This is a genomic window from Prochlorococcus sp. ALOHA_ZT_50 (assembly GCF_022447305.1).
Lineage (GTDB): Bacteria > Cyanobacteriota > Cyanobacteriia > PCC-6307 > Cyanobiaceae > Prochlorococcus_A.
This window is the reverse complement of sequence record NZ_JAKVCI010000006.1, coordinates 34,477-51,794: the sequence shown is the minus strand read 5'-3', so window position 1 is coordinate 51,794 and position 17,318 is coordinate 34,477. Positions and strand designations below refer to the sequence as shown.

General features: G+C 31.6%; 14 protein-coding genes. 3 read left to right on the top strand and 11 right to left on the bottom strand.

Going from position 1 to position 17,318, the window contains the following annotated elements:
• Positions 1-13: 13 nt before the first annotated feature.
• Complete coding sequence (gene glpX, locus MK115_RS01610) at positions 14-1,015, bottom strand: class II fructose-bisphosphatase (RefSeq protein ID WP_025890675.1); 1,002 nt, start codon at positions 1,013-1,015, stop codon at positions 14-16.
• Positions 1,016-1,202: 187 nt separating this feature from the next.
• Between glpX and rpe the strand changes: the two genes are divergently transcribed.
• Positions 1,203-1,958 carry a ribulose-phosphate 3-epimerase gene (rpe, locus tag MK115_RS01605; RefSeq protein ID WP_287608555.1) on the top strand — a complete coding sequence of 252 codons (756 nt, stop codon included), beginning with the start codon at positions 1,203-1,205 and terminating at the stop codon, positions 1,956-1,958.
• 24 nt (positions 1,959-1,982) lie between these two features.
• Here the strand turns inward: rpe and ccsB are convergent, their stop codons facing one another.
• The 5 genes from ccsB to MK115_RS01580 all read right to left on the bottom strand — a co-directional run bounded on the left by ccsB (position 1,983) and on the right by MK115_RS01580 (position 6,862).
• A complete protein-coding gene (gene ccsB, locus MK115_RS01600) occupies positions 1,983-2,912 on the bottom strand; it encodes a c-type cytochrome biogenesis protein CcsB (protein WP_011818270.1) in 930 nt (309 codons plus the stop codon).
• 114 nt (positions 2,913-3,026) lie between these two features.
• Positions 3,027-3,755 carry an LPS export ABC transporter ATP-binding protein gene (lptB, locus tag MK115_RS01595; protein WP_025924388.1) on the bottom strand — a complete coding sequence of 243 codons (729 nt, stop codon included), beginning with the start codon at positions 3,753-3,755 and terminating at the stop codon, positions 3,027-3,029.
• A gap of 87 nt (positions 3,756-3,842) precedes the next feature.
• Positions 3,843-4,211, bottom strand: coding sequence for a DUF309 domain-containing protein (locus MK115_RS01590; protein WP_287608551.1), 369 nt, complete (start codon positions 4,209-4,211; stop codon positions 3,843-3,845).
• Positions 4,212-4,222: 11 nt separating this feature from the next.
• Positions 4,223-6,019: a translational GTPase TypA gene (typA, locus tag MK115_RS01585; RefSeq protein ID WP_025894383.1), complete on the bottom strand. Its 1,797-nt coding sequence runs from the start codon at positions 6,017-6,019 to the stop codon at positions 4,223-4,225.
• Positions 6,020-6,148: 129 nt separating this feature from the next.
• Complete coding sequence (locus tag MK115_RS01580) at positions 6,149-6,862, bottom strand: M15 family metallopeptidase (RefSeq protein WP_287608549.1); 714 nt, start codon at positions 6,860-6,862, stop codon at positions 6,149-6,151.
• Between the two features lie 113 nt (positions 6,863-6,975).
• On the opposite strand from MK115_RS01580, the gene chlP reads away from it, so the two are divergent.
• Complete coding sequence (gene chlP, locus MK115_RS01575) at positions 6,976-8,316, top strand: geranylgeranyl reductase (protein ID WP_025972038.1); 1,341 nt, start codon at positions 6,976-6,978, stop codon at positions 8,314-8,316.
• On the opposite strand, the gene glyS is transcribed toward chlP, so the two are convergent.
• Positions 8,297-10,459, bottom strand: coding sequence for a glycine--tRNA ligase subunit beta (gene glyS / locus MK115_RS01570; RefSeq protein ID WP_287608545.1), 2,163 nt, complete (start codon positions 10,457-10,459; stop codon positions 8,297-8,299). The genes chlP and glyS overlap by 20 nt on opposite strands.
• An 87-nt stretch (positions 10,460-10,546) precedes the next feature.
• Here glyS and MK115_RS01565 point away from each other — a divergent pair, with 87 nt between their 5' ends.
• Positions 10,547-12,334, top strand: coding sequence for an NADPH-dependent assimilatory sulfite reductase hemoprotein subunit (locus MK115_RS01565; RefSeq protein WP_287608543.1), 1,788 nt, complete (start codon positions 10,547-10,549; stop codon positions 12,332-12,334).
• Between the two features lie 3 nt (positions 12,335-12,337).
• Here the strand turns inward: MK115_RS01565 and MK115_RS01560 are convergent, their stop codons facing one another.
• From MK115_RS01560 to tsf, 4 genes are read right to left on the bottom strand one after another with little or no spacing between them, the layout of a single operon-like run.
• Entirely contained in the window at positions 12,338-13,021 is a 684-nt protein-coding gene (locus MK115_RS01560) for a M15 family metallopeptidase (RefSeq protein ID WP_287608541.1), read from the bottom strand.
• Positions 13,022-13,078: 57 nt separating this feature from the next.
• Positions 13,079-15,535, bottom strand: coding sequence for an ATP-dependent DNA helicase RecG (gene recG, locus MK115_RS01555; protein ID WP_287608540.1), 2,457 nt, complete (start codon positions 15,533-15,535; stop codon positions 13,079-13,081).
• Positions 15,536-15,557: 22 nt separating this feature from the next.
• Positions 15,558-16,634 (bottom strand): adenylate cyclase, encoded by a 1,077-nt coding sequence (locus tag MK115_RS01550; protein ID WP_287608538.1) that lies wholly within the window; start codon positions 16,632-16,634, stop codon positions 15,558-15,560.
• 13 nt (positions 16,635-16,647) lie between these two features.
• Positions 16,648-17,304 (bottom strand): translation elongation factor Ts, encoded by a 657-nt coding sequence (gene tsf, locus MK115_RS01545; RefSeq protein ID WP_025923057.1) that lies wholly within the window; start codon positions 17,302-17,304, stop codon positions 16,648-16,650.
• Between the last annotated feature and the right edge of the window lie 14 nt (positions 17,305-17,318).

Genomic DNA, 17,318 nt, shown 5'->3' with positions numbered 1-17,318 from the left:
CAAAAGTGAATTTTTAAAGGCTGATACTCTTAGCACCATCTTTTATATGGACAGTATTTGTGAACCTTGCAGTACTATCTAATGTACTAATAACTAGACTACTTGTTCTAACACAATCCCTTTCAAATTTAACTCCGTCAAATAATAATCCATCAGTTATTCCACTTCCAGCGAAAACAACATTTTCTCCCGATGCCAATTCATTTGCTTCATAGATTTTATCTATATCTGTTATGCCCATTTCATTAAGACGTTTTATATTTCCTTCTTTTGTGTAATCAGCCCATTCAGAAGTTTGAGCGATTGCTGGATCATAAACTAGTTGTCCTTGAAAGTGTCCGCCTAGAGCTCTCATTGCAGCAGCTGAAATAACACCCTCTGGAGCTGCACCTATACCCATCAAGCAATGTGTTCCAGTACCTGCAAAACCACATGCAATCGCAGCTTGAACATCACCATCAGAAATCGGTTGTACTTTTGCACCACATCCTCGAATCTCTTTAATTAAATCTTTATGCCTAGTTCTATCCATTACAACAACAGTAAGCTCATCAATAGAAAGACCCAAGCAATCACTTAGTATCTTCAAGTTTTCAGTAGCTGAATTTCTAATATCTACTTTACCTTTGGCCGCAGGAGGCGCTGCTAATTTGTTCATGTAAAAATCAGGAGCATTGAAAAGACCACCCGTATCAGAGGCAGCTAAAACCGCCATAGAACCTCTTTGATTATTCGCACAAAGATTAGTTCCTTCACAAGGATCTACTGCAAAGTCAACCCCTGGGCCACTTCCACTACCAACCTCTTCACCTATATAAAGCATAGGTGCTTCATCTCTTTCACCTTCTCCAATAACAATTTTCCCTTTCATTTCAATTTTGCCCATTCGCAATCTCATTGCTTCGACAGCTGCAGCATCAGCTTCATCTTTTTGACCAAGTCCTGTTAGTTTTGCTGAGGCAATAGCTGCTTGCTCGACAACTTCGAGAATTTCTTGAATTAAAGTTTGATTCACAATTAAATTTTGAGGATTTTCTAAAAGGTTTTGAGTATGATCTCATAAAAAATGGCATTTTTTATAAGAATTATTATGCTAGTAAGCTTTTTTTAACTCTTTACAGCTGTTACTTTATCAGGCCGTGACTTGAAATTAGGAATAAACAACTAAATATAGTATCTTTATTAAATATTTTAAAAATTAAATGACTGAGTCAAATCAAACAATTTTAGCTGGTGTTAATAGACCAATTCAAATAATTCCTTCAGTTTTACCAGCAGATTGGGCAAATATGGGGGCATGTGTGAAAGAGCTCGAGGAAGCTGGAGTAGATAGAATTCAATTTGATGTAATGGATGGAAATTTCGTACCAAATCTTACATTCGGTCCTGAAATGATTGCTGCATGCAGGAAATATTGCAATGTCCCTTTTGAAACTCAATTAATGGTGAGTCAATACAACTGTGAAACCATGCTTGAATCTTATGTAAACGCTACAAAGGGAGCGAATGGTGAACCAGGAGTAGTAATAGCTCATGCCGAAGCAAATATTCATTTGCATAGAGTTCTCGGAAGAATAAGAGATTTAGGAGGATCTCCTTCTGTTGCATTAAACCCTCATACTCCTTTTGAAATGATTAAAAACATTATGGATATGGTTGATCATGTTTTGGTTATGACAGTTAATCCAGGCTTTGGTGGACAAGCTTATATACCAACAATGCTTAATAAAATCAGAGAAATAAGAAACTTTATTATCGAAAAAAACTTAAATGTCGACATTGAAGTTGATGGGGGGATAAAAGCAAATTGGACTATTTCACAATGTGCCGATGCTGGTGCTAATTGTTTTATTGCAGGTAGTGGAATGTTTGCTTACCCAACATTAAAAGAAGGATGTGATGACTTGAGAAAAGTTGCACAAGAAGCACAAAATGGAAATGTTCTTTCAGAGCCTTAATTAATAAGATAGGTGATTTCTTAATCACCCAAATATCCATCCATAACTATGCAACCCTATTCCTAAAAAATTAACTCCTAAATAACATACTAAAACAACTAAAAAGCCTGTAGATGCTAATAATGCTGGTTTGCGTCCTTGCCAACCCTTGCTTATTCTCATATGCAGATAAGCGGCATAAAACAACCATGAGATAAATGCCCATGTTTCTTTTGGATCCCAACTCCACCATGTGCCCCAGGCCTCATTAGCCCAAACTGCACCTGAAATTAAACCGAGAGTCAAAAGAACAAAACCTACTAATATAGAACGATAACTTAATGTATCTAATTCTTCTGAATGAGAAAATTCAATAGGTTCAACTAAATCATTTACAGGATAGCTATTTGAAAGTTTAAATCCTCCTATACCTGTAGAACTACTTCTGATTTGAAGCGGCTTATTTTTATTAATAAACAAAACGGACATTGAAAGTAAAGAACCTATTATTAATGCTGCATAACTAAGCATTACGACGCTAACATGCATTACTAACCAACTAGACCTTAAAGCTGGAACTAAGTTGGATGATAATTTCAAATCCTCAGGTAAAACAAAACAAGCAAAAGCCACAGTCAGTAACTCAATAGGTATAGCAATTGAGGGAATTATTGGAGCTTGGTATTCTCTTTCAACCAATAGTTGACCTAATGTGATACCCCAAGTAAGGAAATAAAGAGATTCATACAAATTGCTAATAGGAAAGTGCCCAGAAATTGACCACCTAAAAAGTAATTGTAATGTTATTAATAAGTTCACTAAAATCGTAATAAGTCTTACAGCAGAAGAAGACTTTTTTTTAAAAACTGCACCCAAAGATATTGGTAAGTTAATTAATAAAAAATAAAAAACTAAAAGACCTAAAACTGAAACCGGTTCATATATTAAATTTTTAAAAAAATTATCTAGTATCATTTCTAGAAATTTCTCAAGTTTTAATATTCAATGACAAACAAATAATAATTAAAATCATTCTCATATGAGTAAATCTTTAATAATAAAGTTTTAATTTATTTTAAAAAAAGCATTTCAAAGTTTGAAATTATCTCCTAGATAATACTTCTTGACTATTGGATTATCAGCCAATTCACTTGATGAACCGTTAGCTAAAATTTTTCCTTCACTTAATACATATGATTTGTTAGTAATTAAAAGGGTTTCCCTCACATTATGGTCTGTAATGAGAATCCCCACCCCATCACTACTTAATTTAAGAATTAGTTTCTTTAGATCATTAACAGCTAGAGGATCGATCCCAGCAAAAGGTTCGTCTAATAACAAATATTTAGGTCCTTTTCTGCCTACAGTGAGAGCCCTAGCTATTTCACACCTCCTCCTCTCTCCTCCTGAAAGTTGATAACCATAATTATCTACAAAATTATTCAAATTAAATTCATTAATTAATTGTTCTCTTCTATTTCTTATCGCTGCTCTACTATAAGATGAATTTTGTAAAGCCAAATCTATATTATCCTTAACAGTGAGGTCTCTAAATATACTCGCTTCCTGAGTTAAGTACCCTAACCCAAGTCTTGATCTAATTGGTAGAGGAAGATTGGTTATATTTTTCCCATTCATTAAAATTTCACCTTTATCTGGTTTTATATTCCCAACTGCAAGATTAAAAGTTGTAGTTTTCCCAGCACCATTAGGTCCCATCAAACCTACAACTTCCCCTGGATTAACAGTTATGGAAACATCATTTACAATTAATCTTCCTTTAATTGAAAGGGATACATTATGAATATTTAGGTTCATTTTCCTTGAGATCGATTAGTTTTCTTACTTTCTTGAAAAAAAATTAAATACATAATAATAATTTAATTGAAGATAAAGATATATTCATCAAAGAGGTTTCAAAAAAGGCTTATCGTTCTCGTTTAATAGTTCTCTATATTGTAATTTCCTTAATAAATCTTCCAAACATTGGCAGAAGGATTCAAGATCAATCCCTAAATCAATCTTGGTTCTAGTTTTTATTCTGCCTAAACCCTCTCCAAGCAAAATAGTAGCTCCATTTAAATTACCTTTACTTAAGTGAAACTGAGAAACAGATACTTGTAAAATTCCTTGGATAACTTGTCTTTCGTCACCATCTACGGAATTCCATATTTCTTCAAAAGCATCATGAGCCTCATACCATTCATGATTGTTAAAAAGATTTAAAGCTGTAAAAAGGGAATCTTGAAAACTTTTTGTACTTTCTTCGTTCATTAAACCAATTACTAATTTTTTTTCTTTTTATTTATTTTTCTCATTCTTATTGAATCCGGTGTTACCTCTAGCATTTCATCTGGACCAATATATTCGAGTGCTCTTTCAAGGGTAATATCAACAGGTGACTGCAAAGTATCAAGTTCTTCTGCCCCTGCAGACCTCATATTAGTCAACTGCTTAGTTTTACATATATTCAACTCAAGATCTTGAGGTCGATTATTCTCTCCAATTATCATTCCCTTATAAACTTTAACTCCAGGTTTAATGAAATAGACTCCCCTATCTTCAGCATTCTTTAAAGCATAAAATGTGGCTACACCTTCCTCAAAAGCTATAAGAACGCCATTCCTTCTGGTTTCAAAGTCTCCTGTTTTAGGTTTATATTCATAAAACGAATGACTCATGATACCTTCACCTCTGGTTATCCTTACAAATTCCCCGCGAAATCCAATTAATCCTCTTGATGGAACAAGAAATTCTAATTGAGTTCTACCATCTGAACTTGTCTGCATGTTTTTCATCTCTGCCTTTCTAGATCCAAGTTTTTCGATGCAAGAACCAACAGATACTTCAGGTACATCTAAAACCAAAGTCTCTATAGGCTCACATTCAACATTATCAATTTCTCTGAAAATTACTTGAGGTTGTGAGATTTGAAACTCAAAACCCTCTCTTCTCATAGTTTCAATCAATATCCCTAGATGTAATTCTCCTCTTCCTGAAACTGAGAACCTGTCAGGAGAATCAGTTTCTTCTACTCTCAGGGCAACATTTGTTAAAAGTTCCCTCTCCAATCTATTTTTTAATTGTCTACTAGTAACAAATTTCCCTTCCTTACCCGCGAATGGTGAATCATTGACAACAAAAGTCATATTTAAGGTAGGTTCATCAACTTTGATTAATGGAAGAGGATGAGGAGAATCGGGACATGCTATGGTCTCACCAATATTGACGTCATCGAAACCAGAAACAGCAACAATATCACCTGCAAATGCTTCATTTATATCAATTCTTTGTAATCCTTCAAATCCTAAAAGCTTACTAACCTTACCTTTAATAGTTTTTCCGTTTTCTTTAATTAAACTAGCCTGTTGGCCATTTTTTATAGTTCCATTGTGGATCTTTCCAATTACTATTCTGCCTAAGAAATCAGAATAGTCCAAAGTAGTTATTTGTAGCTGAAGAGGCTTATTAGAGTCACCTACTGGAGGAGGAACGTGTCTGATAATAGCTTCAAAAAGAGGCATCATATTGTCACTATTAGATTCCATCTCTTCTTTTGCGAAACCAGATAAGCCACTCCCAAAAAGATAAGGGAAATCACATTGATCATCATCAGCTCCTAACTCCAAAAACAAATCAAGGACCTTATCAATTGCTATTTCTGGTACTACTCGTGGTCTATCAATTTTATTTACAAAGACTATAGGCCTAAGTCCTTTTTCTAATGCTTTTTTTAAAACAAATCTTGTTTGAGGCATAGGTCCCTCATTTGCATCAACAATAAGCAGACAACCATCAACCATTCCCAAAACCCTTTCAACTTCTCCTCCAAAATCAGCATGTCCAGGTGTATCTATAATATTAATTCTGGTATCTTTATAGTTAACTGCAGTATTTTTTGAGAGAATTGTTATCCCCCTTTCTCTTTCAAGATCATTTGAATCCATTACACATGTAGGGATAACTTCATTGTCTCTAAATATTCCTGATTGAGATAACAATGCATCTACAAGAGTTGTCTTCCCATGATCTACGTGAGCAATAATTGCAACATTTCTAATTTCTTTTATCGAAGATGACATTTATAGAATTTATATAAATAGTAGATTGACTTTATTAAGGCTAACTCAAAGTATGCTTATTATGAGAATTTTCTCTTTAAGACTTTGAAAAATATAATCTAATTGAATAATTAAATTAATCAATTAGATTTATAATTTTCTATTTGAGCTTTCAAAAACTTTTAATGCTTCAATTGACCCCTCATATCTCCAATGCCAGGGTTCGTAATCTATATATTTATTATCTTTGTTGAACGATAACTTAAAGTGAAACTTAGCTGCATTTTTTATTAGCCATCTAAAGGCGTCAGTATTTTCGAAGTCGGTTTCAAAGTCTGTCTCTCTTTGAGTAGCATCACCAATATCGATTGCGAAACCTGTACTATGTTCAGAATACCCTGGAGGGGCTGAAACTCTAGCTCTTTCTGCCGCTTCTTGATTTCTAATAGATTTTAAAGAATAAAAGATATCGTTTTGCAAATTTATTGATCTATAACCACTCAAGAAGACTAAATATATCCCATCCTTTTTGGCTTCTTCTCTCATCTTTAGTAGAGAATCGCGCATATCCATATGAACTTCAATATTAGGCTCAATTAAAACTAGTTTCTCCTTAGAAATTTCCGCATAGGGTAAATGACCTAAAATTCTATGGTCGTGATTTATCTGAGCCTGAAAATTGAGATTATCAAGAGATCCTATTTCTATATTTTTAATTAATCGCAATGCAGCGACAGAAAAGATAAGAAAAAGAAATGGAGAAAATATTAATAGTTTTTTTAATAATGTTGAATTTGGATTATTTAGGTAAGTTCTTTTGGCAAGTGGTATATCAAATTGATCGATATCTTTGTTTAGTTCCAATATTTAGAAGTGAATTTGGAAAAGATATTTCGATATTAACTATTATTTTAAGAAATGCACTTTTATAAGCAAAAAAGATGTAGTTTTTATATACAGTATTATTTTTTTTTCATATGTTGAGGGTAGCTGTTATTGGTGGAGGTCCAAGTGGTTCATGTGCGGCAGAAATACTTGCTAAAGCTGGAATAAAAACTTGGCTCTTCGAGAGAAAATTAGATAATGCGAAACCATGTGGAGGAGCAATTCCACTTTGCATGGTCGAAGAATTTGATTTACCTGAGTCAATTATTGATAGAAAAGTAAGGCATATGAGAATGATATCTCCATCAAATAGAGAGGTAGATATAAGTTTAGATAGAGTTTATGGGAAAAGTGATAATGAGTTTATTGGGATGTGTAGAAGAGAAGTTATGGATGCCTTTATGCGCAACAGAGCATCAGATCTTGGTGCTACATTAATAAATGGATTAGTTACTTCTATTGATACTGGCGATAATAATCAAGGGCCATATAAGCTTTCCTACTCAGATTTTACGAATGGAGATAAAAAAGGGGAACTAAAAGAGCTTACTGTTGACCTTTTGATCGGAGCTGATGGAGCCAATAGCAGAGTCGCAAAAGCAATGGATGCAGGTGATTACAAAGTTGCTATAGCATTTCAGGAAAGAATTAAATTGCCTAAAGAAGAAATGAGTTACTACGAAGATCTTGCTGAAATGTATGTTGGAACTGATGTTTCTCCTGATTTTTATGGGTGGGTATTTCCTAAATATGATCATGTTGCTGTGGGCACTGGAACCATGCAAAAGAATCAGTCATTAATTAAAGGACTTCAAGAGGGTGTAAGAAATAGGGCAAAGAAAAGACTTGTTAATGGTGAAGTAATAAAGGTAGAAGCTCACCCTATTCCTGAGCATCCAAGGCCAAGAAGAGTAGTTGGGAGAATGGCATTGGTTGGTGATGCAGCTGGTTATGTTACAAAAAGTTCTGGAGAGGGTATTTATTTTGCTGCAAAAAGCGGAAGAATGTGTGCTGAAGAAATTGTTGAAGCATCAAAAAACGGTCAAGTAATTCCATCAGAAAAAGATTTAAAAAACTATCTTAAAAAATGGGATAAAAAATATGGCACAACTTATAAGGTGCTAGAAATCCTTCAAAATATTTTCTACAGAAATGATTCTGCTAGAGAAGCCTTTGTTGAGATGTGTGATGACATGGATGTACAAAGACTTACTTTTGATAGTTACTTATACAAAAGAGTTGTCTCCATGAAACCATTACAGCAACTTAAAATTACAATGCTTACACTTGGTTCGATTTTAAGAGGGAAAGCCCTAGCACCTCTAAAATATAAACCCGTTGATAGTGCTGTTAGGGAAAATAAAGAAGTAGAAAAAATGCTAGAAAATTATTCAATAAAGGGAGGCATTAAAGTTAAGAGTTCAAAAGTGTAAAGTCGGCTATTTTTAGAGAATAATTTCTAATTAAGCTCAACAAATTGAGTCTATTATTTCTTATTTTTAAATCCTCTGACATTATTAGGACTCCCTTTTCATTATCAAATAAATCCTCGATAGTGTTTACATTAATCTCAAACAAATTTAGAAGTTCCAAATAATTGCAATAACCTTCCGAAAAAAGTTTTTCTAATTCTCCAATAAATTCAAAAACTTTCAATTCACAATCTTTTTCAAAAAGTTTTGTGTTTACATAATCTCTTGTTGAGAGAACGTCTCTTGAAAGATCACTATTATTTGCTAATTTGCTTACCCTAGTAATTACCTTCTGGATTTCAACAAAATTATCCTTTTCGTTAAAATTCATAATAGATTTAATCCTATTTTTAAGATCAACAATATTCAATACTCTTTTTTGAGATAATTCATCAGAAGAGCAAACGGCCTTTATTAATTCTTTACTTAGTGATATTTCTTCTAGATGACTAACAATTCTTTGAACTAAAAATTCATTTAAATCATTAAATACTGTTTCTCTTGAGAAGTTTAAATTCGGAAATACGATTTTCCAAAAATCAATAAGTTCGTTAAATAATTTATCTAAAGGTAAATCAAGTTCATAATCCCAAATTATTTTAATCACTCCATTCAAATTTCTTCTTAAAGCATAAGGATCAGATGATCCACTGGGACGTTTACCAGAAATAAATATACTTATTAAAGTTTCGACCTTATCTGCTATGGAAACTATTGCACCATATTTTGTGGAGGGCAAAGCATCTTTATAAAAAGAAGGTAAATAATGTTCAGCGACAGCCAAGCAAACATCCTCACTAAATCCCTCATATTTAAGATATTTACCACCCATTATTCCTTGCAGCTCAGGGAATTCGAAAACAATTTCGCTACATAAGTCGTTTTTACAGTATTTAGCAGCTTCTATTATTTTTTTTTCTTCTAAAGACTTATCATTTAAAAATTTAAGAATTTTTTTAGTAACTTCCTCTATCCTTTCTACCCTCTGAAATATATTTCCAAGTCCTTTTAAATATGAAACAGATTTAAGCTTTTCATTTCTTTCGATTGAAGCAACTTTTTTGTCACTTTCTACGAAAAACTTTGCATCTGAAAACCTTGCCCTTAATACTTTCTCATTACCTTTGGCAATATTATTATTTGATTCTTCAAGACCATTTGAAATAACGCAGAAAGTTGTACTAATATTTTTTTCAGAGCTTAAATCTAGTTTAGAAAAACTTTTGTTTTTCAATAAAAGAGGAACGTATCTCTGATGACTTTTCATGACTGTTGAGAGAACTTCAACCGGAAGATCAAGAAATTCATCACTAAATTTGCCAATAATTAAGTCTGGCCATTCAACTAAATCAGTTAGTTCATTTAGTAATCCTTCTGAAAGGTCAGGTTTCAGATTTAAAGATTTAGATGCCTGATTTATTAAACTTTCAATTTTTTCTTTTCTTTCTTTTCGAATAGCTATTACTCTATTTCGTTTCAATAATTCAAAAAAATCATCAGGATTCTGAACTTCTAAAACTTCATTGATTAGCCTATGACTTTTTGTTTTATTACTTATTTTGATCTTTGGATCACATTCATCAAATTCAAAATCAAGAATTTCATCATTATAAATAGAGGCAATCCACCTAATAGGTCTTGAAAATTTTATGTTCCCAGCCCCCCATTTCATAAATCGAGGGCCTTGAAGACTCTTTACTAATTTTGGGATAATCGAAGACAAAGAAATTTTTGTTGATAGTCCTTTCTCAATTTTCTTTCCAAATACAAAATCACCCTTTTCTGTATTTTTTATTTCTAGCTCACCTACATCTATATCTAAGCTATTAGCAAATCCTAAAGCAGCATTAGTAGGACATCCATTTAAATAAGCTGAATTTGCTTTAGGCCCTTTTCTTTCTATTATCTTATCTTCTGCATAATCAACTAAACCTTCGAGAAGTAGAACTATCCTCCTTGGTGTGGAGGTAACAACTATATGTTCGAATTTGATTAACTTTTTATCCAATTCAAATTCTATTAGAGATTTAAATTGCTCTAGAACAGAATGAGAAAATTTTGCGGGCAACTCTTCTGTTCCTATCTCAAGTAAATATTTAGACAAGAAAAAAATATGACTTCACTTACTATAATTTACTACCAGTTAAATAAGCTTTTCGCTAATGTATAAAAAGAGATATGTTTTGGTCCTTTGATCAAGGTTGAGAAAGTAAAAAAGAAAAAAGATTCTGCAAAGGAAGAGACTGTTTGTTTAGCAAATGGACTAGAAGTCTCTAAATTTGAAAATTTTAAAAAAAGTAGCCAATTTCTTAAGGAACCACTTGCTACAGAATTAGTCAATGAAAGTGATCATTTTACTAATGATGCAGTTCAGTTATTAAAATTTCATGGTAGTTATCAACAAGATAACAGGGAAAATAGAAGGCCTGGCAAAAGTAAAGATTGGCAAATGATGCTTAGGTTAAGAAATCCGGGCGGTGAAGTCCCTGGGAAATTATTTTTAGCATTAGATGAATTATCTGACAAACTAGGTAATGGAACACTTAGGGCCACTACAAGACAAGCCTTTCAAATGCATGGAATTAGAAAGGAGAACCTAAAGGAAGTAATTCAAACAATAGTAAATTCAATGGGCTCCACATTAGCTGCATGTGGAGACATAAATAGAAACGTTATGGCCCCTGCGGCTCCATTTGATTCGCCAGACTATAATATTGCAAGAGCATTGGCAAAAAAAGTTGCAGATCTTCTCACCCCAATGGCTGGCCAAGGCACTTTTTTAGAGCTTTGGGCTGATGGAGATTTAGAGTACACCATAAAGCCTGACAAAGATATTGAAGCAATTAGGAAGCTCCAATTCAAAGATAATGTTTTTAGTGGGATAAAAGATGAGCCTCTCTATGGTTCAACTTATTTACCGAGAAAATTCAAATGTGCTGTTACAGTTCCTGGGGACAATTCTGTTGATCTTCTTACCAATGACATAGGAATAGTTGCCTTTACTTCTAAAGATGGAAACTTAGAAGGATGCAACTTCTATGTTGGAGGTGGTATGGGTCGCACACATAATAATGAGGAGACCTTTGCCAGAATTGCAGATCCACTTGGATATGTTGAAGAACCTGATGTTTATGAATTAATACAAAGCATTGTGGCTATTCAAAGAGATTATGGTGATAGAAAATCAAGAAAAAATTCGAGAATGAAATATCTTCTTCATAGAAAAGGTATTAAATGGTTCAAAAAGATACTTTCTGATAAGTATTTCAAAAAAGAAATTAAAAAAATTAGAAAAGAACCTGATAAGGTTCTTATTGATTACCTAGGTTGGCATAAACAAAATAAAACCTCCTATTTCGTAGGTTTACCATTATTATCAGGGAGATTATCTGGAGAGAAGAAGAATACCATCACAAGTATTGTTAAAAAATATAATTTAGATTTAAGACTCACACCTAATCAAGATATTTTACTTTGTAATATCGCCAATAAAAACAAAGGTGAAATTCAAAAATCTCTATCAAAAATTGGATACGAAAATTTAGAAAACATTAATGAAATACAAAGACACGCTTTAGCTTGTCCTGCTTTACCACTTTGTGGTCTTGCAATGACTGAAGCTGAAAGAATATTACCTGATGTATTAAAAAGGATTGAAAATTTACTATTAGATCTAAAAATACAAAAGACAATATTATTCAGAATGACAGGATGTCCGAATGGATGTACCAGGCCTTATATGGCCGAATTAGCACTTGTTGGAAGTGGGCAAAACAAATACCAATTATGGTTGGGGGGAAGTAAAAATCTACAAAGGCTTGCTAAACCATTTTTACAAAGAATGGAACTTAACGATTTAGAAAAAACTCTTCAACCATTATTTGATAATTGGAAGAGTAATTTGGATTTGGATTTCGGAGATTTTATAAATACTCAAGATGAAAATTATATATTGAATTTACTAAATAAAAATCAATAGAATTTAAATTTTTCCATAAAGGGCATTTGCTTTTTTATTTTTCCAAGCCCATAATTGATCACCATAACTAAAATGCCACCATTCATTAGGATGTTGAGCAAATCCGAATTTAGTCATAATTTCCCTTAATAAATTTCTTCTACTATTCCAAATAATTGCTTCTTCATTCTTTATGTTTGCATAAAAATAAGGATTTGAGGTCTCATCCATTTGATCAACCATGCTTCCCATTTCAACAAGATTTCCGTCTTTATCTGATAAACAAACATCCAATGCACCCCCAGTTGAATGAGGGGGAGGACACCTAGTGTCATAAGAAGGATATGCCCAAAATTTTTCAACTTTTTTTAAAATGGATGGATAAGATTTTATATTTTCAAAAGAAATATCAATATCGGATTTTTCACACTCTAATAAAAATGCTCTTTTAAACATAAATTCCTGGACTTCTAAAGGTCGCCAACTGTCATAAATTAAAAGGTTAAAACTACTCTTTGATATCAAATAATCATTTACTTTTACTAATCTATTTACGACCTCCTCTCTTAATTTCCAAATAGAAGTTTTATCTTTGTAAGGTGCTCCTAAATGAGAGTAAGGGTGGGGATCTAAAAACTTTAGGCAGCTAGGTATAGCTATTAATTTATCTCCATTATCTTTAATTGGTATTTTATTCCAAATTTTCAATTGAAATTTGCAATTGATTTATAGTGGCATATATATCAAAAATTACAATGATAGTTTTCAATTTAAGAAATCATGAATGAATTTATTATCAGAATTATCAATAAGTATATTCCTTAAAACAATATTTTCTTTTAAATCAGGATCATCACTAACAATCTTAATAGCCTCTTCACGAGCCTTATCAATAAGAAATTTATTGTTAGGTAAATTGTCCAGTACAAAATCAGGCAATCCGGATTGTCTATATCCTAAAATCTGGCCTGGTCCTCTAAGCTCCAAGTCTTTTTCAGCAATATAAAAGCCATCATTAGATTTTTGCAAAACACAAAGTCGTTTATTTTCTAATCCATTTTTATCGGGGGTTACCAGATAACAAAAAGATTTTGTTGATCCTCTACCAACTCTCCCCCTTAATTGATGTAGCTGGGACAATCCAAATCTGTCCGAATTATAAATAATCATAATTGTGGCGTTAGGCACATCAATGCCAACCTCAATTACTGTGGTTGAAACCAATATATTAATTTCATTCTTTAAAAAAGAATTAATTACTTCATTCTTTTCTTGTGAACTTAATTTGCCATGTAATAATCCAACTTTTTTGTTAAAAAAGACCTCTTCTGATAAATGTTTGAATGTTTTCTTTGCGGAGCTTAAATTCATTTTTTCTGAATCTTCTATAAGTGGCAAAATCACATAAGCTTGCTTTCCCTTATTGATCTCATCTTCAACAATCTTGAACAAGTTAGTTAAATCATCTTCTGAAATTATTTTTGTTGTTATAGGAACTCTCCCAGGAGGGAGTTCTGTAATTTGACTCACATCTAAATCACCATAAATAGAAAGCGCAAGAGTTCTTGGAATTGGTGTTGCTGTCATTGATAACAAGTTAGTATTTTCTCCTTTATTTAGTAATCTATTTCTTTGAGTAACTCCAAATCTATGTTGTTCATCAATTACGACCATCCCTAATGCATTAAAGATGACTTTATCCTCAAATAATGCATGAGTACCTACGAGGATATCAACTAATCCATTGTTCAAATTAGAGAAAATTTCTTTTCTCTTTTTTTGAGGAGTATTCCCAGTAAGTAGTTCAACAGAAACTAAAAGGGGGTTCAAATATTTTAATAAATTTTTATAATGCTGTTCTGCCAATACCTCAGTTGGGACCATAAATGCACCTTGCAGGTTTTTTTCAATGACAAGTAAAAGAGACGCTATTGCAATTATGGTTTTACCGCTTCCCACATCTCCCTGAAGCAATCTAGACATTGGTACGGGATTAGATAAATCTTTCTTAATTTCATTTAAAACATTTTCTTGAGATTTTGTTAATTCAAAAGGAAAAGTATTTAAAAATTCTTTTAATAAAGATTTCTTTTGAGGTAATTGTTGGGAAGTTACATTTTTATTCGTCTTTCTTTTTCTAAGTAGGAACTTTATTTGAAGTAGGAATAACTCATCAAAAACCAAACGTTTTTTTGACTCAATAAGTGCCTGTTGAGTTGGTGGAAAATGAATATTAATCAACGACTCTCCTTTTGATAATAAAGATAATGAATCAAGTTGCTTTTTATTTAAAATTTCTGGATATTGCTTTGCATAAATTAGTACCTTTTTCATAAGTTTTATAAAACTCATATTTGATAATGCTTCACCTAATGAATACAAGGGTAATATTTTGCCTGAGAAATTAAAATTATCATTGTTATCCTTAAGAATTTCAATCTGCGGATCTACAAAAGTTTTGCCATACTCTGTCAATTTAACCTTACCGGAAATTGCTAATTTGGTTCCAGGAGTATACAAAGATTTTTGAGATGTGAAGAAGGAGTAAGATCTAAATCTTCTTCCTAAAAAAAATTTTGTAACCTTTATTGAAGACGTTTCATCAGAAACTACAATATTCATTATTGATAAATTACTATTTTTTTTACTCTTATGAATATAAAATCTTTTAACGTTTGCGATGCACGTGTATAAATTATCTGGTTTTAAATTTATTATCTTGACTCTATTCGTATAGTCTAGATATGTTCGTGGGAAATAATTAATTAGATCTTTTATATGAAATATCCCTAATTCATTAAGCTTATTTTTATAAACTTTTCCTACATTTTTTATTAATGAAATATCTGAATCAAAAGACAAACTTGAATCAGCTTTATTCAGAAAAACATTATTAGAAATATTATTAGAACTTTCTATTTCTAGAGTTTTACCTAGTTTATAAAGATTTTTTCTTGTATCTATAATTAACCTTTTTCTTTGATTTTCATCTAATTTATTATATTCATTATATTTTTTAGAAAATTCATAAAATATCCTTAAATATTCGTCTGAGAGATTTAGATTATCTAGTTTTTTTAATGATTCATGCAAATAATCATTAAAATATTTTTCTCTTCCTAAAGTATTAATAAATTTGTTTTCAGTTTCAATAGTAAGAGATTTTTGAAGAGGTCTTATCCAATCTTTAATTAATTTATTATTATTCCCGCTAATAGTCACATTTGAAAAAAGAGTTATTTTTTCAACGTATCTTATTCAAAGTTATTTCTTTTTGCCTCCAATATGTCTCTTTTTTAATCAAACGCTGAAATTGATTTTTTAGCTCATTTATTTTGTTCCTTTGAATAGAAAGATTTAAATTTTTAAACTCTAACTCAACAGTAGATATATTGAAGAAAATAATGCTTGGAAAATTATTGCCGTTTAATGATGACCGATTTAAGTTTAATTCGAAATTAATAACAAAAGGATATGGATGTTTTATCATAAAATTTTTGCCTACTAAGTAATCAAAGGAATCTTTAGATATCATCTTTTTTATTAGATTTGCCTTGAATAATTCTTGGTTAATATTATATGAAAGATTCAATAGTAAATTTTCCAATGACTTGTCTATTAAATCAAAATTATTAAGAATCTGATTTTTTGGTAAATTATCCATTTGATTGATATTTTCTTTTTCTTGATATCTTGGTTTTTCCACCTTTTCTTCTCCTATTAATTCAAGTAAGGAGGAAATAAATTGTTTTTCAACTCCTAAATTTTCAAAAATATTGTTTTTAGATAAATAATTATTATGGTGGTTATTATCTAAATCAAGTGATACGAATCTCTCATAATTATGAGCTTGATAATATTCAGAAGTATTTGAAAAGTCTTCAGTAATCTCGAACTGAGTGGGTTCTTTTAATTGAAAACCATCTTCATATTGAAATTTTTCTTTTTGATCATCCTTTATTTTTGTGGAACTATCAAAAATAGTAAAATTAATTTCCTTATTTATATTTTTTTCAATTTCATTTATCTTTAATTGTTCTACTGTTAAAAAGGGCAAATTCGTAAATATTAATTTACTTATTTTTTTTTCAAAAAGACTATAGAATTCATTTTCATTTAAGAAATTATCATTAATTGTTGGATAACTATATATTTGATTAAGGCCTTTTTCTACAGAGATGAAAAGTAGATCTCTTACTAGATTAAGATAAAGTTCATATTCCCTATAGATATTTCTAGTTAATATTCTTTTTTGTATGTCTGCTCTCTCTAATTGAGAATTAATTTTATCTATATCTATGTAATTATTGAAATTATTCAAATCATTCAAGTGACTAGTTTGTTTGCATTGATGCGACCTCTTCAGCAAAGTCCATCTGATTTTTTTCGATACCTTCACCCAATGTATATCTTGTAAAGCGTCTTACTTTGATATTTTCCCCAATTTTTGCAGCTGCTTGTTTAACAAGATCCTCAACTGTTAGAGAACTATCTTTAATGTAGGGTTGTGAAAGCAAAACAAGCTCATTAAGTCTTTTTGCTATTCTCCCTTCAACTATTTTTTCTTTAATTTGTTCTGGTTTTCCAGATAAATCATCCCTACCCATTTCAATCTGCTTTTCTTTTTCCACAACATCTTCTGGTATTTCATCAATTGATACATACTCAACATTTGGGCATGCTGCTACTTGCATTGAGACATCCTTCAACAGAGATTGGAATATATCACCTCTAGCAACGAAATCAGTTTCACAATTTAACTCTAGTAAAACTCCGACTCTTGATCCAGTATGTATATAACTACCAATTGACCCTTCGGCCGCTACTCTTCCCGATTTCTTTTCAGCACTAGCTATGCCTTTCTTTCTTAACCATTCCAAAGCTTTATCTAGATTTCCTTCAGTTTCGTTAAGTGCTTTTTTGCAGTCCATCATTCCTGCGCCAGTTTTGTCTCTAAGATCTTTTACAAGTTTTGCTGTAATGTTTCCCATTTGAAGTAATAAAA